Source organism: Hydrogenophaga sp. 70-12, assembly GCF_001897365.1.
In the GTDB taxonomy this organism is placed as follows: Bacteria; Pseudomonadota; Gammaproteobacteria; order Burkholderiales; family Burkholderiaceae_C; genus Hydrogenophaga; species Hydrogenophaga borbori.
Genome location: NZ_MKSS01000147.1, coordinates 1 through 14,972, shown reverse-complemented (window position 1 = coordinate 14,972; position 14,972 = coordinate 1). Strand labels below are relative to the sequence as shown.

The 14,972-nt window shown below is 70.3% G+C and carries 17 protein-coding genes; 8 read left to right on the top strand and 9 right to left on the bottom strand.

Annotated features, from left to right (window positions below):
• The 3 genes from BGO22_RS08970 to BGO22_RS08960 all read right to left on the bottom strand — a co-directional run.
• The coding region (locus BGO22_RS08970) for an ABC transporter permease subunit (RefSeq protein WP_502686447.1) at positions 1–318 on the bottom strand (318 nt) is incomplete at its 3' end.
• Positions 315–1,178 carry a branched-chain amino acid ABC transporter permease gene (locus BGO22_RS08965; RefSeq protein ID WP_070398212.1) on the bottom strand — a complete coding sequence of 288 codons (864 nt, stop codon included), beginning with the start codon at positions 1,176–1,178 and terminating at the stop codon, positions 315–317. The genes BGO22_RS08970 and BGO22_RS08965, both read right to left, overlap by 4 nt.
• A complete protein-coding gene (locus tag BGO22_RS08960; RefSeq protein WP_070398213.1) occupies positions 1,178–2,407 on the bottom strand; it encodes an ABC transporter substrate-binding protein in 1,230 nt (409 codons plus the stop codon). Before BGO22_RS08960 ends, BGO22_RS08965 begins: the two co-directional genes overlap by 1 nt.
• A 205-nt stretch (positions 2,408–2,612) precedes the next feature.
• Between BGO22_RS08960 and BGO22_RS08955 the strand changes: the two genes are divergently transcribed.
• The gene (locus tag BGO22_RS08955; protein ID WP_070398214.1) at positions 2,613–2,846 is read left to right on the top strand and encodes a metallothionein; all 234 of its coding nucleotides are present in this window, start codon (positions 2,613–2,615) and stop codon (positions 2,844–2,846) included.
• Between the two features lie 86 nt (positions 2,847–2,932).
• Here the strand turns inward: BGO22_RS08955 and BGO22_RS08950 are convergent, their stop codons facing one another.
• Genes BGO22_RS08950 through BGO22_RS08930 form a run of 5 tightly spaced genes read right to left on the bottom strand, consistent with a single transcriptional unit; the run spans position 2,933 to position 6,720 of the window.
• Entirely contained in the window at positions 2,933–3,685 is a 753-nt protein-coding gene (locus tag BGO22_RS08950) for a DUF899 domain-containing protein (protein ID WP_070398215.1), read from the bottom strand.
• 14 nt (positions 3,686–3,699) lie between these two features.
• On the bottom strand, positions 3,700–4,356 hold the full coding sequence (locus BGO22_RS08945) for a Vgb family protein (protein WP_070398216.1): 657 nt from the start codon (positions 4,354–4,356) through the stop codon (positions 3,700–3,702).
• Between the two features lie 45 nt (positions 4,357–4,401).
• The gene (locus BGO22_RS08940; protein WP_070398217.1) at positions 4,402–5,622 is read right to left on the bottom strand and encodes a DNA-binding protein; all 1,221 of its coding nucleotides are present in this window, start codon (positions 5,620–5,622) and stop codon (positions 4,402–4,404) included.
• A 46-nt stretch (positions 5,623–5,668) separates the two neighbouring features.
• Entirely contained in the window at positions 5,669–6,460 is a 792-nt protein-coding gene (map, locus tag BGO22_RS08935; protein ID WP_070398218.1) for a type I methionyl aminopeptidase, read from the bottom strand.
• Positions 6,457–6,720, bottom strand: coding sequence for a ParD-like family protein (locus tag BGO22_RS08930; protein ID WP_070398219.1), 264 nt, complete (start codon positions 6,718–6,720; stop codon positions 6,457–6,459). Before BGO22_RS08930 ends, map begins: the two co-directional genes overlap by 4 nt.
• Positions 6,721–6,883: 163 nt before the next feature.
• Here BGO22_RS08930 and BGO22_RS08925 point away from each other — a divergent pair, with 163 nt between their 5' ends.
• Positions 6,884–7,450 (top strand): hypothetical protein, encoded by a 567-nt coding sequence (locus BGO22_RS08925; protein ID WP_070398220.1) that lies wholly within the window; start codon positions 6,884–6,886, stop codon positions 7,448–7,450.
• On the opposite strand, the gene BGO22_RS08920 is transcribed toward BGO22_RS08925, so the two are convergent.
• Positions 7,441–8,262 carry an IclR family transcriptional regulator gene (locus tag BGO22_RS08920; RefSeq protein WP_070398269.1) on the bottom strand — a complete coding sequence of 274 codons (822 nt, stop codon included), beginning with the start codon at positions 8,260–8,262 and terminating at the stop codon, positions 7,441–7,443. The two genes, BGO22_RS08925 and BGO22_RS08920, sit on opposite strands and share 10 nt — an antisense overlap.
• 147 nt (positions 8,263–8,409) lie before the next feature.
• Between BGO22_RS08920 and BGO22_RS08915 the strand changes: the two genes are divergently transcribed.
• The 6 genes from BGO22_RS08915 to ilvC all read left to right on the top strand — a co-directional run.
• Positions 8,410–9,222 carry an SDR family NAD(P)-dependent oxidoreductase gene (locus BGO22_RS08915; protein ID WP_070398221.1) on the top strand — a complete coding sequence of 271 codons (813 nt, stop codon included), beginning with the start codon at positions 8,410–8,412 and terminating at the stop codon, positions 9,220–9,222.
• Between the two features lie 47 nt (positions 9,223–9,269).
• A complete protein-coding gene (locus BGO22_RS08910) occupies positions 9,270–10,286 on the top strand; it encodes a TRAP transporter substrate-binding protein (RefSeq protein ID WP_070398222.1) in 1,017 nt (338 codons plus the stop codon).
• A gap of 1 nt (position 10,287) precedes the next feature.
• Entirely contained in the window at positions 10,288–12,168 is a 1,881-nt protein-coding gene (locus BGO22_RS08905; RefSeq protein WP_070398223.1) for a TRAP transporter large permease, read from the top strand.
• Between the two features lie 19 nt (positions 12,169–12,187).
• Positions 12,188–13,180 (top strand): thiamine pyrophosphate-dependent dehydrogenase E1 component subunit alpha, encoded by a 993-nt coding sequence (locus BGO22_RS08900; RefSeq protein WP_070398224.1) that lies wholly within the window; start codon positions 12,188–12,190, stop codon positions 13,178–13,180.
• Positions 13,171–14,157: an alpha-ketoacid dehydrogenase subunit beta gene (locus tag BGO22_RS08895; protein WP_070398225.1), complete on the top strand. Its 987-nt coding sequence runs from the start codon at positions 13,171–13,173 to the stop codon at positions 14,155–14,157. The genes BGO22_RS08900 and BGO22_RS08895 overlap by 10 nt, the downstream gene beginning before the upstream one ends.
• 35 nt (positions 14,158–14,192) lie before the next feature.
• Positions 14,193–14,972: ketol-acid reductoisomerase (ilvC, locus tag BGO22_RS08890; RefSeq protein ID WP_286850279.1), on the top strand; the 780-nt coding region annotated here is incomplete at its 3' end.

Sequence of the window (14,972 nt, the reverse complement as noted above, 5' to 3'; positions counted from 1 at the left end):
GAACAGGAAGTAGCCCATCAGCGCCGCGCCCGCCACCGGCAGCAGCAAGGCGGCGCCCAGGGCGATCGCGCTGCCCTGGCCGTTGAGCGCCAGCACCGCGTAGGCGTAGGCGCCCAAGCCGAAGAACACCGACTGGCCGAAGCTGAAGATGCCCGCCACGCCCCACACCAGCGCCATGCTCAGCGCCAGGATGGACAAGATCACGTAGACGTTGAGCGTGACCAGCGTGGCCAGGTCCACCAGCCAGGCGACGCCGAACAGCGCCACCACCGCCAGCGCCCACGCCAGCGGCTTGAAGCCTGCGATGCGCGCGCTCACAGCGACCTCCGGAAGAAACGGCCGGTGATGCCCGAGGGCATGAGGCGCAGCAGCACCACGGCCAGCGCCAGCAGCGCCACGTGCCCGGCCACCGGCGTGGCCCAGCGCGTGACCAGCTCGCTCAACGTGCCGAACAGCGAACTCGCCACCACCGTGCCCGTGATCGCGTTGGCCCCGCCGGTGATGACGGTGATGAAGGCGCGCGTGACGTAGGCAGTGCCGATGGTGGGCACCGCGCCGGTCAGCGGCGCCATCACCGCGCCCGCCAGGCCGCTGATGGCCGCGCCGGCCGCGAAGGTCCAGGCGTAGACGCGCGAGGTGTTCATGCCCAGGGCTTCGGCCATCGGCGCGTTCTGCATGGTGCCGCGCGCCAGCAGGCCGGTGCGCGTGTGGCGCAGCACCCACCAGGTGCCCAGCACCAGCGCGGTGGCGACCGCGATGATCAGCACGCTGTACCAGGAGTCGCGGTAGCCGCCGAGCGTGAAGCTGCCCAACGGCGCGACCACGCCGCGCTGCTGGAAGCCGAAGGCCCAGGTTGCCAGGCCGATGAGCGCCAGGCTCACGCCCCAGGTGGCGAGGATGGTGTCGAGCATGCGCCCGTAGAGGTGTCGGATGATCAGCCGCTCCAGCGCGTAGCCCACCAGCCCCACCACCGCCGGCGCGACCACGAACATGGCCAGCCAGATGTTGAGGCCAGCCTGCACGCTGAGCACCAACGTGTAGCCGCCGATCATGAGGAACTCGCCGTGCGCGAAGTTCACCACCCGCATCATCCCGAAGACGATGGCCAGGCCCAGGCTGGTGAGCACCAGTAGGGCAATGGCGTAGACGAGGTGGAAGGACAGGACCGCGTAGTCCATCAGATGCGCGGCTCGAACTGCTGGTTGGTGTTCGGGTTCTTCACCAGGTCGCACTGGCCCACCATGTCGATGGCCGTGACCGCGCGGCTCTTGTCCAGCACGCGGTAGCCGCCGTCGCGCACCTCGGCCAGGTACATGTCGTAGGTGCAGTGGTGGGTGGCGGGGTCCAGCGCCACCTGGCCATGCGGCGCGTCTATCGACAGGTTCGACTCCAGCGCCTTGAGCACCGCGTTGCGGTCCAGGCTGCCGGCCTTGGCCACGGCGGCGGCCCACAGCCGCAGCGCCACGTACTCGTTCATCGTGGTGTTGCTCACGTAATCCTTGTGGCCCGCGTCGCGGTAGGCCTTGATGAAGGCCTTGTTCGAGGGCATGTCCAGCTCCTCGAAGTAGTTGGTGCAGACGATCACGCCGTTGGTGATCTCTTTGGGCATGAGCAGGTGCTCGCCCACGTCGCCGAAGGTCTGCGAGGCCAACGCGACCTTGCCCTTCATGCCCGAGGCCGCCCACTGGCCGTAGAAGCTGCCGTGCGCCGGACCGACGAAGCTGTTGATGATGGCGTTGGGTGCCGCGGCCTGGATCTTGGCGATGGTGGTGTTGAAGTTCGCCGCGTCCATGGGGAACAGCTCCACACCCACCACCTCGCCGCCGTGCTCGGCCGCGAGCCGGCGGATCCACTTGGCCGAGAGCTGGCCGAAGTTGTAATCCGCGCCCAGCACGTAGAGCTTCTTGCCGTGGTTCTTGATCAGGTGCGGCACGATGGTGCGCAGCGCGTGGCTGGGCGTCACGCCGGTGAGCACGGTATTGCGGTCGCACACGCCGCCCTCGTAGGGCATGTTGTAGAAGTAGGGCACGTTGGCGCGGCGCAGCACGGGGCGCACCACCTCGCGCGCGGCGCTGGTCACACCGCCGAAGGCCACCACGGCCTTGTCGCGCAGCGCCAGCTGCTGGCCGAACTGCGCGTAAAGCTGGTTGTTCGACTGCGTGTCGTACTCGACGATGCGCAGCGGTCGGCCCAGCAAGCCGCCGGCCGCGTTGATCTGGGCCACGCCGAACTTGAGCACGTTGCTCTTGCCGCGCCCGAAGGGCTGCAGCGGACCGGACATGTCCTGGATGCTGCCGATGACGATCTCATTGCCCTGGGCACGCGCCAGGGAAGACAGGCCCGCGAGCGGAGCGGCCAGCAGGCCGGAGGCCAGGGAGCCGGTGAAGGCGCGGCGGTTCAGGTTCATGGGAAGTCTCCTCGTCGTTGCCACAAGACCCGGGCGGGTCGAACGGGGAGCGAAGGTATGTCAGGCCAGCGGTGCTGGTGGGCATCACCGGAGCGCGCGGCCCAGCTTCCGCGCAATTTCGGCCGGGTCGGCGCAATCCGTTCCGGATAGGCTGGGCACGCGGCTTGCCGCCGCGCGGCTTTCCCCCATTTCAAGGAGGTATCACATGGCCCGATGCGACGTTTGCGGCAACGACTACGACCGCTCCTTCCAGATCGTCACCCAAGACCGGACCGTCACCGTCGACAGCTTCGAATGCGGCATCCACGCCTGCGCGCCCGCGTGCGCGCACTGCGGCTGCAAGGTCATTGGCCACGGCGTGCAGGATGGCGAGCGCATCTTCTGCTGCGCGCATTGCGCGCGCGAGTCGGGCGTGGACGCGCTACAAGACCGCAGCTGAACACAGCGGCTCCAGCAGCGGCACCCAGACGGCGGCCGCCACCATTGGACCCGCGCAGGGCATGTGCCCGAGCGCCAGCAGCACCATCAGGCGCGCGAGCCGCAGCATGATCCACCCGCCTTGGCCGCCGGTGCGCTCTCGTAGCGGTCGTGGTGCCGCACCCAACCCATGGTGTTGTCCAGGCCGTCTTCGTGGCGCCCGCGCGGCGTGAGGTCCAACAGCCGGTAGGTGCCCATCATCACCTCCACCCCGCGTCCGTAGGTGGAGTAGGTGTGGAAGACCTCGCCGGCGCCGTTCTTCGCGAACACGCTCACGCCGGGCATCTCGTCGTTGGCGAAGGGCCGTTGCGCGAAGTTGTAGTGCATGGATTGCGCGGCCACCTCGGCGGGCGTGAAGCTCACGCCGAAGTCGCGGTTGAAATCGCTGCCGTGCGAGGACACCCAGCGGAAGTTCCAGCCCATGCGGCGGCGGAAGCGCTCGATCTTCTCCAGCGGCGCGCGCGAGATCGCCACGAAACCCACGTCGCGCGCGGCCAGGTGCGCCAGCATGCCGTCGGTGTGGTCGGCCATGAACGAGCAGCTCTTGCAGCCCTCCTCCCAGTCCGGACCGAGCATGAAGTGCTGCACCAGCAGCTGGCTGCGTCCGTCGAACAGGTCGGCGAGTCCGCGCGGGCCCTCGGGCGTGTCGAACACGTAGCGCTTGTCCATGCGCACCCAGGGCAGCGCGCGGCGCGCCTCGGCGAGTTCGTCGCCCAGGCGGCTCAGCTCCTTCTCGCGGGCGAGCAGCGCGAGGCGCTGCGCCAGCCATTGCTCTCGGTCGGTGGTGGTGGTCGGGTTCATGTGACGCTCCTGTCTCAGGATTGAAGGGACTTGGGCCGGCGCACGGCACGCACCTTGCCGCTGGCGCCGCCACCGCAATAGAACAGCTCGGCGCCGTCGGACTCCAGCCCGCTCACGCCCTCGCCCGCCGGCATGCGCAGGCGCTGCAGCACCTCGCCGCTGGCGGGGTCGAGGCGGCGCAGCTCGCTGTCGTCGGCCTCCCAGGTGCCGTGCCACAGCTGGCCGTCGACCCAGGTGACGCCGGTGACGAAGCGGTTCGATTCGATGGTGCGGCGGATCGCGCCGGTCTCGGGGTCGATCTGATGAATCTTGCGGTCGCGGTACTGGCCCACCCACAGGCTGCCCTCGGCCCAGGTCAGGCCCGAGTCGTACCCCTGGCCCGGCGCGGGAATCGACGACAGCACCTTCCCCGTGGCCGGGTCGATCTTGTCGATGCGCGACTCGGCGATCTGGTAGAGGTGCGTGCCGTCGAAGGCGGTGCCCGCGTCGCACGGCTGCTCGATGCGGCGCACGGTCTCGCCGCTGGCGGGATCGAAGGCCACGATGCGCGGGCCGGTGGCGGCCCACACGTGGCGGCCGTCGTAGCTCACGCCGTGGACCTGGGTGGCGCCGTCGAAGGGGCCGTACTCGCGCACGACCTCGGCGGGCTGGATCGATGGCTTGCTCTTCATCGGTTGCTCCTTGAGGGCGCCACACGCGGCGCCTTGAGGTGCACTCTAGTCAAGCGGCAGCGAAGCGGGGAGTAACAAGATCGTCGTGAATCCCGCCAGCGGCGGCGCCAGCCATCGGCGCGCGCGGGCCTGCCCGATGGCGCGCGCACGGCCCTGGTCCTGGAGTTCCGCCAGGGCGCGCTGCACCGTGCGCTGGCTGGCGCCCAGCGCCAGGGCCAGGGCCGACGTGGACCAGGCCGCGCCATCGGACAGCAGCGCCTGCAGCGCGGCCTGCTCGCCCTCGATCGGCGGCGCCAGCACGATCACGGGCCGCTCGTCCCGGGGCACGAGCCGAAAACCGCGCGGCGTGGCCGTGATGTCGGCCACGCCCGCCGCCATGGCGCGCAGGCGACCGATCTCCACGCGCAGCCGCGCGCGGTGCGTCTCGTCGGGGTGCTTCGTTCGAAAGGCGCGCGCGATGAGCGCTTGCCGGTCCACGTCGCCGGGCCAGGCCTGCGCCAGCGCGAACGCCAGCGCGAACAGCACCGGGCGGCTGGCGAGCGACTGCCATGCCGCGCCCGCGCTGAGGCCGCGCCGGCAGGCGTCCACCACCAGGGCGCGCGACGCGAGCAGCGCCTCCACGTCCTGCAGGCGCAGCACCTGCTCACCACCACCACCCACGCGGCGCGCGGCCGGGCGGTCCAGGGCCGCGCGGGCCTCGTCCACCTCGGCCCGCAGCGCGGGCACGCCCGCGCGCTCGGCCGCCTGCGCCGCGCGCGCCAGCGCCTGGCGCGCCGGGCCGGTGCGCAGCGAGCGCAGCGCGAGCTCCGCCGCCGTGAGGTGGGCCAGGGCGGCCAGTGGCGGCGGCAGGGCCTGGCCATTCAGCGGCGCCAGCTGCGCGGCGGCCTCGTCCAGCCGCCCCATCAGCAGCGGCCAGCGCGCGGCGATCAGCTGCGCCCGCCAGGCATTGGCCCTGTCACCGCGCGCGGCCAGGGCCTTCGCGGCGGCCAACAGCGCGCGCGGCGAGCCCCCCAGCTCGCGCTGGGCCAGCGCCACTTCGGCCTCGGCCACCACGCAGCGCGCGCGGGCCAGGGCCTCGTGCGGTCCGAACCCCTTGCCCGCGCGCCGCAGCAGTTCGCGGGCGCGCGGGTACTCGCCCAGCTGCGCCATCGCGGTGCCGCGCAGGGCCAGCGCGGGCGGGTCCTCGCGCAGCGCCACGCGCTGCAGCGCGCCCAGCGGATCGCCGGCGGCGAGCGCGCGGGCGGCGGCGGCGATGAGGGAGTCCATGGGCGCGCAGCTTAGCGAGCTTGCCGGCACCCGGCCCGCGTGGCGCTCACACCGGCGCGTACGCCCCCGTGCCGTCCGGCCAACGCGTCAGCACCTCATATCCCTCGGGCGTCACCGCCACCATGTGCTCCCACTGCGCCGACAGCGAGCGGTCCTTGGTCACGACGGTCCAGCCATCGGCCAGGGTGCGCGTCTCGCGCCGGCCGGCGTTGAGCATCGGTTCGATGGTGAACACCATGCCCGCTTCCAGCCGCAGCCCTTCCCCGCGCTGGCCGTGGTGCAGCACATCCGGCTTGTCGTGGTAGACCCGCCCGATGCCATGCCCGCAGTACTCGCGCACGACGCTGAAGCGCTCGCGGTGCGCGACCGACTGGATGGCATGACCGATATCGCCCAGCGTCGCACCGGGCCGGACCTGGCGGATGCCGGCCACCATGGCCTCGTAGGTCGCGTCCACCAGACGGCGGGCCAGGATGCCGGGCTCGCCGACGAAATACATGCGGCTGGTGTCACCGAACCAGCCGTCCTGATTGACGGCGACGTCGATGTTGACGATGTCGCCCTTCCTCAGGATCTTGTCGGGCGAGGGAATGCCGTGGCAGACCACCTGGTTGACGGAGGTGAGGATGGTCTTGGGGTAACCGTGGTAGCCCAGGTTCGCGGGGATGGCGCCTTGCACGTTCACGATGTGCTCGTGACAGATGCGGTCGAGCGCCTCGGTGCTCACGCCCGGCACCACGTGGGGCGCAACAGCGCTCAGCACCTCGGCCGCCAGTTGGCCGGCGCGCCGCGCCTTCTCGATGCCCTCGGCGGACTGGATGGTGACGCCCCGGGTCATCCGCGTTTTCCGTTCGATGGCGCGCGGGAATGGCGGCCCTTGCCCTCGGGCGTGACCGCCACCGCGATGTCCAGCCCCCCCTCGAGTTCGGCCCGGACCAACAACTGCGCAATCGCCTGGTGGTCCAGGTCCGGGTGCAGCTCGGCCAACATGCCCACGCGCATCCAGTGTTCGGCTTGCGCGTTGATGGAGCGGCCGAGGGCGTTGCTCGCCACGCGCAGGTTCTCGTGCATCCGGTCCGAGATTTTCACGATGCCCATGGATCAGTGTATATATGAAACATATACGAATTATATAAACCCGGATGGCGCTCGCGTCCAGGGGCGCTGACAGGGGCGCGGCCCCCGCGGAAACATCTGCGAACACCCTTTCGCCGGCGCTGCGCGCAGACTGCGCGCTGCCCCCCACCACCTGACGCGACCCATGAAGCCCCTCCCCCTCCTGGTCTCCCTGAGCGCCGTGGCCTTGGCGCCCGCCGCGCGGGCACAGGCCCCCGCGCCCCAACCCGCGGCCAAGCTCGCTTCCGCCGCCCAGACACCGACCCAGAAACGCGCGCCCCTGGCCCGCTCCGCGGCCAAGGCCGTGGAAGAAGCGACGCCAATCGACGAAGACACCGACGTCTCCCTGAGCGACGCCGACCTCGCGGTGGCCCAGCGGGTCTACGTCGGCAACATCCCCTGCGAGCTGGGCAACACCGTGCAGGTCACGCCCGCCAAGCGGCAAGGCTTCTTCATCCTGCAGGTCGACAAGCCCCGCAAGGCGCGCTACTTCATGCACCCCGTGGAAAGCCGCACCGGCGCCATCCGCCTGGAAGACCCGAAACGCGGCGCGCTCTGGCTGCAGCTGGGCAACAAGTCCATGCTCATGAGCCAGAAGCTGGGCCTGCGGGTGGCCGACGAGTGCATGAGCCCCGAGCAGGTGACCCTGGCCGACGAGATGAAGCGCAACCCGCCCAGGAGCATCCTGGAGCCGGCCGAACCTCAGCGGTAGGCCGCGGACGGCGCCTCGCCCTCGCCCTGCGCGGCCCGGCTCATCAGGTCGCGGCCGATGTTGAGCATGCGCTCGCCGAGCGCGGCGCGGCGCGTCGGGTGCAGGCGCGATTCGCTCGCCACCAGCACGATGGCGCCCACCGGCCGGCCGTCGCGCTGCTGTAGCGACACCCCCAGCGCCCAGTAGCCCGGCACCACGATGCCCGGGATCACCGCGTAGCCGCGTTCGCGCGTCTCGGCCACCAGGTGGCGGATCACCGCCACCGGCGACTTGGGAAAGTGCTCGTCGATGTAGGGGCCGTTGACCGACAGCGCGTGCTCGACCTCGTCGTCGGGCAGCGCGGCCAGGATGGCCAGGCCGCCCGCGCCCACGCCCAGCGGGTGCCGGTCGCCCAGGCGCAGCGCGTCGCTGGGGATGGGGCCGTGCCCCGTCTCGCGCGACAGGCAGATCGCCTCCAGCCCCTGCACCACCGAGAAGAACACCCAGTCGCCGGTCTCCAGCGCCAGCGCGCGCAGCGAGGCCGTGGCCAGGCGCTGCAGCGAGTAACTGGGCTCGGCCGCCAGCCCCACCACGAAGGACTCCGGCCCCAGGCGGTAGCAGCGCGTGGCCGGGTCGTGCACCACGAAGCGCTCGTCGGCCAGCGTGTGCGTGAGCCGCACCGCCGTGGCCTTGCTCAGGCCCAGGCGGCGCCCGATCTCGCCGATGCGCAGCCCCTCGGGCTGATGGCGCGCCAGCAGCTTCAGGATGCCCAGCCCCCGCCTCAGGGTCTGCGCGCCGGCGGTTTCGCCAGCCGGTGGTTCGGGTGTGTTCATCTTGGTGAAAACCCGCAAACCGCGGATCACATAGTGGACCGCTTTTGCGGACGGATTCAGGGTTTTCCTCTGACGCAGCCCCGGGTTGTGCTGCCAACATCGGTCCATTCGATTCACATTCTGGACATTCAACCTCACAAGGGCGAGATGGACAACCCCAATCAGCACGGCGGGCGCATCGCCCTGGTCACGGGCGCCGCCAGCGGCATCGGTCTGCAGATCGCGCAAGACCTCGCGCAACAAGGCGCCACGGTCTGCATCGTGGACCGCAACGGCCCGGCGGCCGAGCAGGCCGCGCAGGGCATCCGCCAGGCCGGCGGCCAGGCCGAGGCCCTGGTGCTGGACCTGGCCGACGCCGAGGCCATTCAGCGCGCCATGGCCGCGCTGGACCGGCGCGTCCCGCGGGTGGACATCCTCATCAACAACGCCGGCGTGGTCTCCACGCAGCCGCACGACCAGGTTTCGCTGGCGCAGTGGAACACCACGCTGGCCATCAACCTCACCGCCCCCATGCTGCTCACGCAGGCGGTGCTGCCCGGCATGAAGCGCCAGCGCTGGGGCCGCATCGTCAACGTTTCGTCCATCAGCGGCGTGCGCGCGGGCACCGGCCGCCTGGCCTATGGCAGCTCCAAGGCCGCGCTCATCGCCATGACGGCGCAGTTCGCCATCGAACTCGGCGAGCACGGCATCACCGTCAACGCCATCGCGCCCGGCTTCGTGGACACGCCCATGATCCGCACCCTGCACGGCAGCTCCAAGGCCAACACCTACCTCGACGTCTGCCCCATGCACCGCTTCTGCTCACCGGCCGAGGTCTCGGCCGCCGCGCTGTTCTTCGCTTCCGAGCAGGCCAGCTTCGTGACCGGCCAGACGCTGGGCGTGGACGGTGGCTACCTCGCCAGCGGCCTGTACATGCGCCAGCTGTTCGACATCCCCGCCGCCACCGCGCCCGCCGCCTGAGCCGCACCGCTTTCCCCGCCAGTCCCACCACACAGAGGAGACACACGATGAGCCTTTCCCGCCGCACCCTGATCAAGGCCACGGGCATTACCGCGGCCAGCATCGCCGCGCCGCTGAAGCTGGCGTACGGCCAGAACGCCGAGTTCACCTTCAAGTACGCCAACAACCAGCCGCCGCAGCACCCCATGAACGTGCGCGCCAAGGAAGCGGTGGAGGCCATCAAGAAGGAAACCAACGGCCGCATGGACATCCAGCTGTTCCCCAGCAACCAGCTCGGCTCCGACACCGACACGCTGAGCCAGCTGCGCTCGGGCGGCGTGGAGATGTTCAACCTCTCCGGCCTCATCCTGTCCACCCTGGTCACGCCGGCCGCGCTCAACGGCCTGGGCTTCGCCTTCCCCAACTACGACGCCGTGTGGAAGGCCATGGACGGCGACGTCGGCGCCTACATCCGCGCGCAGATCGCCAAGGCCAACCTGCACGCGCTCGACCGCATCTGGGACAACGGCTTCCGCCAGACCACCTCGTCCACCAAGCCCATCAACACGCCGGCCGACCTCGAGGGCTTCAAGATCCGCGTGCCGGTGTCGCCGATGTGGACCTCGATGTTCAAGGCCTTCGGCTCCTCGCCGATCTCGATCAACGCCTCCGAGATGTACACGGCCCTGCAGACCAAGGTCGCCGACGGCCAGGAGAACCCGTTCGCGGTCATCTCCAACTTCAAGCTCTACGAGGTGCAGAAGTACTGCTCGCTCACCAACCACATGTGGGACGGCTTCTGGACGCTGATCAACCGCCGCGCCTGGGACCGCCTGCCACCCGACGTGCGCGACATCGTCGCCAAGCACATCAACGCCGCCGCCGTGAAGGAGCGCGTGGACGTGGCCGCCAACGAAGCCACGCTGCAGAAAGACCTCACGGCCAAGGGCATCGTCTTCAACTCGCCCGCCACCGCGCCCTTCCGCGAGAAGCTGCGCAGCGCCGGCTTCTACGCCGAGTGGAAAGCCAAGTTCGGCGACGAGGCCTGGGCGGTGATGGAGAAGTACACCGGCAAGCTGGGCTGACATGAGCGAACTCATCGCCGGCACCTCCGCCGACGCCGACGGCGCCTACAAAGGCGCCGTCCTTCACGACACGCGCCGCAGCCCGTTCTGGCTCAAGCCGCTGGAGGCCGTCTCGGCCCTCCTGATGCTCAACATCACGGTGCTGCTGCTCGTGGGCGTGATCTCGCGCTACCTGTTCAACAAATCCCTGGTGTGGTCCGACGAGGTCGTCTCGATCTCCTTCATCTGGCTCACCATGCTGGGCGCGGCCATCGCGGTTCACCGCAACGAGCACCTGCGCCTGGGCCTGTTCGTCGACCTGCTGCCGCCGCGCCTGCGCGAGTTCGTGCACGCCTTCGCTCTGGTGGCCATCGCCGCCGTGCTGCTGGCGCTCGTCGGCCCGGCCATCGACTACGCCAAGGACGAGTGGTTCATCCACACGCCGGCGCTGGACCTGCCCAACACCTTCCGCGTCAGCTCCATCGCCTTCGGCTTCATCGCCATGCTGGCCCTCATCGTGCAGTACGCGGGCCGCTCGGCGCGCAAGCTCGACCTGGTGCTGGCGGTGCTGCTGGTGGCGGCCGTCGCAGGCCTGTGCTGGCACTTCTCGCCGCAGCTCATGAAGCTGGGCACGGCCAACATCGGCTTCGTGCTCATCGGCTTCGCCGCCGTCTGCCTGGTGGCCGGCGTGCCCATCGCCTTCTGCTTCGGCATCGGCGCGGTGTGCTACCTGGCCTTCACCACGCACGTGCCGCTCACCGTGGTCATCGGCCGCATGGACGAGGGCATGTCCAGCCTGGTGCTGGTCTCGGTGCCCATCTTCGTGCTGCTGGGCTGCATCCTCGACGCCACCGGCATGGGCAAGGCCATCGTCGACTTCCTGGGCTCGCTGCTCGGGCACGTCAAGGCCGGCATGTCCTACGTGCTGCTGGGCTCGCTGTTCATCGTCTCGGGCATCTCGGGCTCCAAGGTGTCCGACATGGCCACCGTGGCCCCCGCCCTCTTCCCCGAAATGAAGCGCCGCGGCCACAAGCCACGCGAGATGGTGGCCCTGCTGGCCACCGGCGCCGCCATGGCCGACACCGTGCCGCCCAGCATCGTGCTCATCGTGCTGGGCGCGGTGGCCGGCGTGTCCATCGCGGGCCTGTTCCAGGCCGGCTTCGTCATCGCCATGGTGCTGCTGGCCGTGCTGCTGGTGCTGGCGCGCTGGAAGGCGCGCCACGAGGACATGAGCCACACCCAGCGCGCGCCGATGCAGATGGTGGGCCGCTTCCTGCTGATCGCCGCGCCCGCCCTGGTGCTGCCCTTCCTCATCCGCGCCGCGGTGGGCGAAGGCGTGGCCACCGCCACCGAGGTCTCCACCGTCGCCGTGGTCTACGCGCTGTTCGTGGGCCAGGTGATGTATGGCGGCATCGGCCTGCGCAAGTTCTACGACATGCTGGTGGAAACCGCCGCGCTTTCGGGCGTGGTGCTGCTGGTGCTGGGCTCGGCCTCGGCCATGGCCTGGTCCATCACGCAAAGCGGCGTGGTGCAGCACCTCTCCGGCTTCATGACCACGCTGCCCGGCGGCTGGGTCGGCTTCATGGCCGTCACCATCCTGGTCTTCGTGGCCCTGGGCTGCCTGCTCGAAGGCCTGCCCGCCGTGCTGCTGCTCGCGCCCATCATGTTCCCCATCGCGCACAAGCTGGGCATCAACGACGTGCACTACGCCATGGTCATCGTCTGCGCCATGAACATCGGCCTGATGATGCCCCCCATCGGCGTGGGCTTCTACATCGCCTGCCGCATCGGCGACGCACCGCCCGACGAGGTGATCGGCGCCATCTGGCCCTACCTCATCGCGCTGCTGGTGGGCGTGCTGATCATCGCGGCCGTGCCGGGCATCACCACGCTGGCCTTGTGACCCCCATCCAACCGTCTCCATGATCGATCTCTACCGGACCATGGCGCGCATCCGCGCCTTCGAACTCGCGGCCGAGGTGGCCAGCCAGGGCGGCGTGGGCGTGCTCGGCGCCAAGGTGGACGAGCGCGCCAAGGTGCGCGGTCCGCTGCACCTGTCCATCGGACAGGAGGCCGTGGCCGCCGGCGTCTGCGCCCACCTCACGCGCGAGGACCTGCTCACCAGCACCCACCGCGGCCACGGCCACACCCTGGCCAAGGGCGGTGACATGCGCCGCATGATGGCCGAGCTGTTCGGCCGCGCCGGCGGCAGCAACGGCGGCAAGGGCGGCTCCATGCACATCGCCGACTTCTCGGTCGGCATGCTGGGCGCCAACGGCGTGGTCACGGCCGGCCTGCCCATCGCCTGCGGCGCGGCGCAGGCGCTCAAGCTGCAAGGCAAGCCACACTTGGTGGCCTGCTTCTTCGGCGACGGCGCCACCAACCGCGGCCCCTTCCTGGAAGCGCTCAACTGGGCCGCCGTCTACCAACTGCCCGTGCTCTTCGTCTGCGAGGACAACCGCTACTCCGCCACCACCGCCACCGCCGGCCTGAGCGCCGGCCCCGGCGTGGCCGCGCGCGCGGCGGCGCTGGGCGTGCCCGGCGAAACCGCCGACGGCAACGACGTGGAGGCCGTGCACGCGGCGGCCGGCCGCCTGGTCGCCAGGATCCACGCGGGCGAAGGCCCGCAGCTGCTGCACGCCCTCACCTGGCGCGTGCGCGGCCACGTTTCGGTGGACACGCAGGGCTACCGCGACCCGCAGGACCTGCAAGGCGCCATCGACGCCGACCCGCTGCGCCGCGCGCGCGAACGCGCCCTGGCGCGCGGCGCCACGCTCGCGCAGCTCGACGCCATCGACGCCGAGGTGCGCGCCGAGATCGACGACGCCGTGGCTTTCGCCGACGCCTCGCCCGCGCCCGACCCGGCCAGCGCGTTCACCGACATCCAGACCACCGGAGCCGGCCCATGGCACTGATCCGAACCACCTACGCCGACGCCGCCGTGCGCGCCCTGGCCAACGCCATGCGCGCCGACCCGCGCGTCGTGGTGCTGGGCGAGGACGTGGGCCGCGGCGGCATCTTCCAGCAGTACAAGGGCCTGCAGGCCGCCTTCGGGCCCGAGCGCGTGATCGACACGCCCATCTCCGAGGCCACCATCGTCGGCGCCGGCGTGGGCATGGCGCTCGTGGGCATGCGCCCCGTGGTGGAAATGCGCGTGGTCGACTTCGCGCTCTGCGCCATGGACGAGATCGTCAACCAGGCCGCCAAGAACCGCTACATGTTCGGTGGCCAGGGCCGCGTGCCGCTGGTGATGCGGCTGCCCATCGGCTTCTGGTCCAACTCGGCGGCGCAGCACTCGCAAAGCCTGGAGGCCTGGTTCGCCCACCTGCCCGGCGTGGTGGTGATGTGCCCCGCCACCCCGCAGGACAACTACAGCATGCTCACCCAGGCCCTGCGCGGCGAGGACCCGGTGATCTACATGGAGAACAAGGAACTCTGGGGCCTGGAGGGCGACGTGGACGAATCCCTCGTCGCCACGCCCGGCCGCGCGAACGTTCTGCGGCGCGGCGATGACCTCACCCTCGTGAGCTGGTCCGCCGCCGTGCGCACCGCCAGCCAGGCCGCCGACGAGCTGGCCGCGTTGGGCGTGCGCGCCAGCGTCATCGACCTGGGCACGCTCTGGCCCTGGGACCGCGACACCGTGCTGGCCGACTGCGCGCGCACGCGCCGCCTGCTGGTGGTGCACGACGCGGTGCAGGCCGGCGGCTTCGGCGCCGAGGTGGCGGCCACCGCCGCGCAGGCCACGGGCTGCCGCGTCGGCCGCCTGGGCGCGCCGCGCATTCCCGTGGGCTACGCCACGCGCCTGGAGACCGTGGCCCGCGTCTCCCCGTCCGCCGTCGTCGAGGCGGCGCAACAGCTCATGGCCGACGCCGCGCAGGCAACGGCCGCCTGATCCCCCTTCTGTTTTCACTCACCACCGACAAGACCATGAAAGTTTTCTACGACAAGGACTGCGATCTGTCCCTCATCAAGGGCAAGACGGTCGCGATCATCGGCTACGGCAGCCAGGGCCACGCGCACGCGCAGAACCTCAACGACAGCGGGGTGAAGGTGGTGGTGGGCCTGCGCAAGGGCGGCGCGAGCTGGGACAAGGTGGGCAAGGCCGGGCTGAAGGTGCTGGAGGTCAACGAGGCGGTGAAATCGGCCGACGTGGTGATGATCCTGCTGCCCGACGAGCAGATCGCCGAGGTCTACCGCAACAACGTGGAGCCGAACATCAAGCAGGGCGGCTCGCTGGCCTTCGCGCACGGCTTCAACGTGCACTACAACCAGGTGGTGCCGCGCGCCGACCTGGACGTGTGGATGGTGGCGCCCAAGGCGCCGGGCCACACGGTGCGCAGCACCTACGCGCAGGGCGGCGGCGTGCCGCACCTGGTGGCGGTGCACCAGGACAAGAGCGGCAAGGCGCGCGATCTGGCGCTGAGCTACGCCATGGCCAACGGTGGCGGCAAGGCCGGCATCATCGAGACCAACTTCAAGGAAGAGACCGAGACGGACCTGTTCGGCGAGCAGGCGGTGCTGTGCGGCGGCGCGGTCGAGCTGATCAAGATGGGCTACGAGACGCTGGTGGAAGCCGGCTACGCGCCCGAGATGGCCTACTTCGAGTGCCTGCACGAGTTGAAGCTGATCGTGGACCTGATCTATGAGGGCGGCATCGCCAACATGAACTACTCGATCTCCAACAACGCGGAGTACGGCGAGTACGTG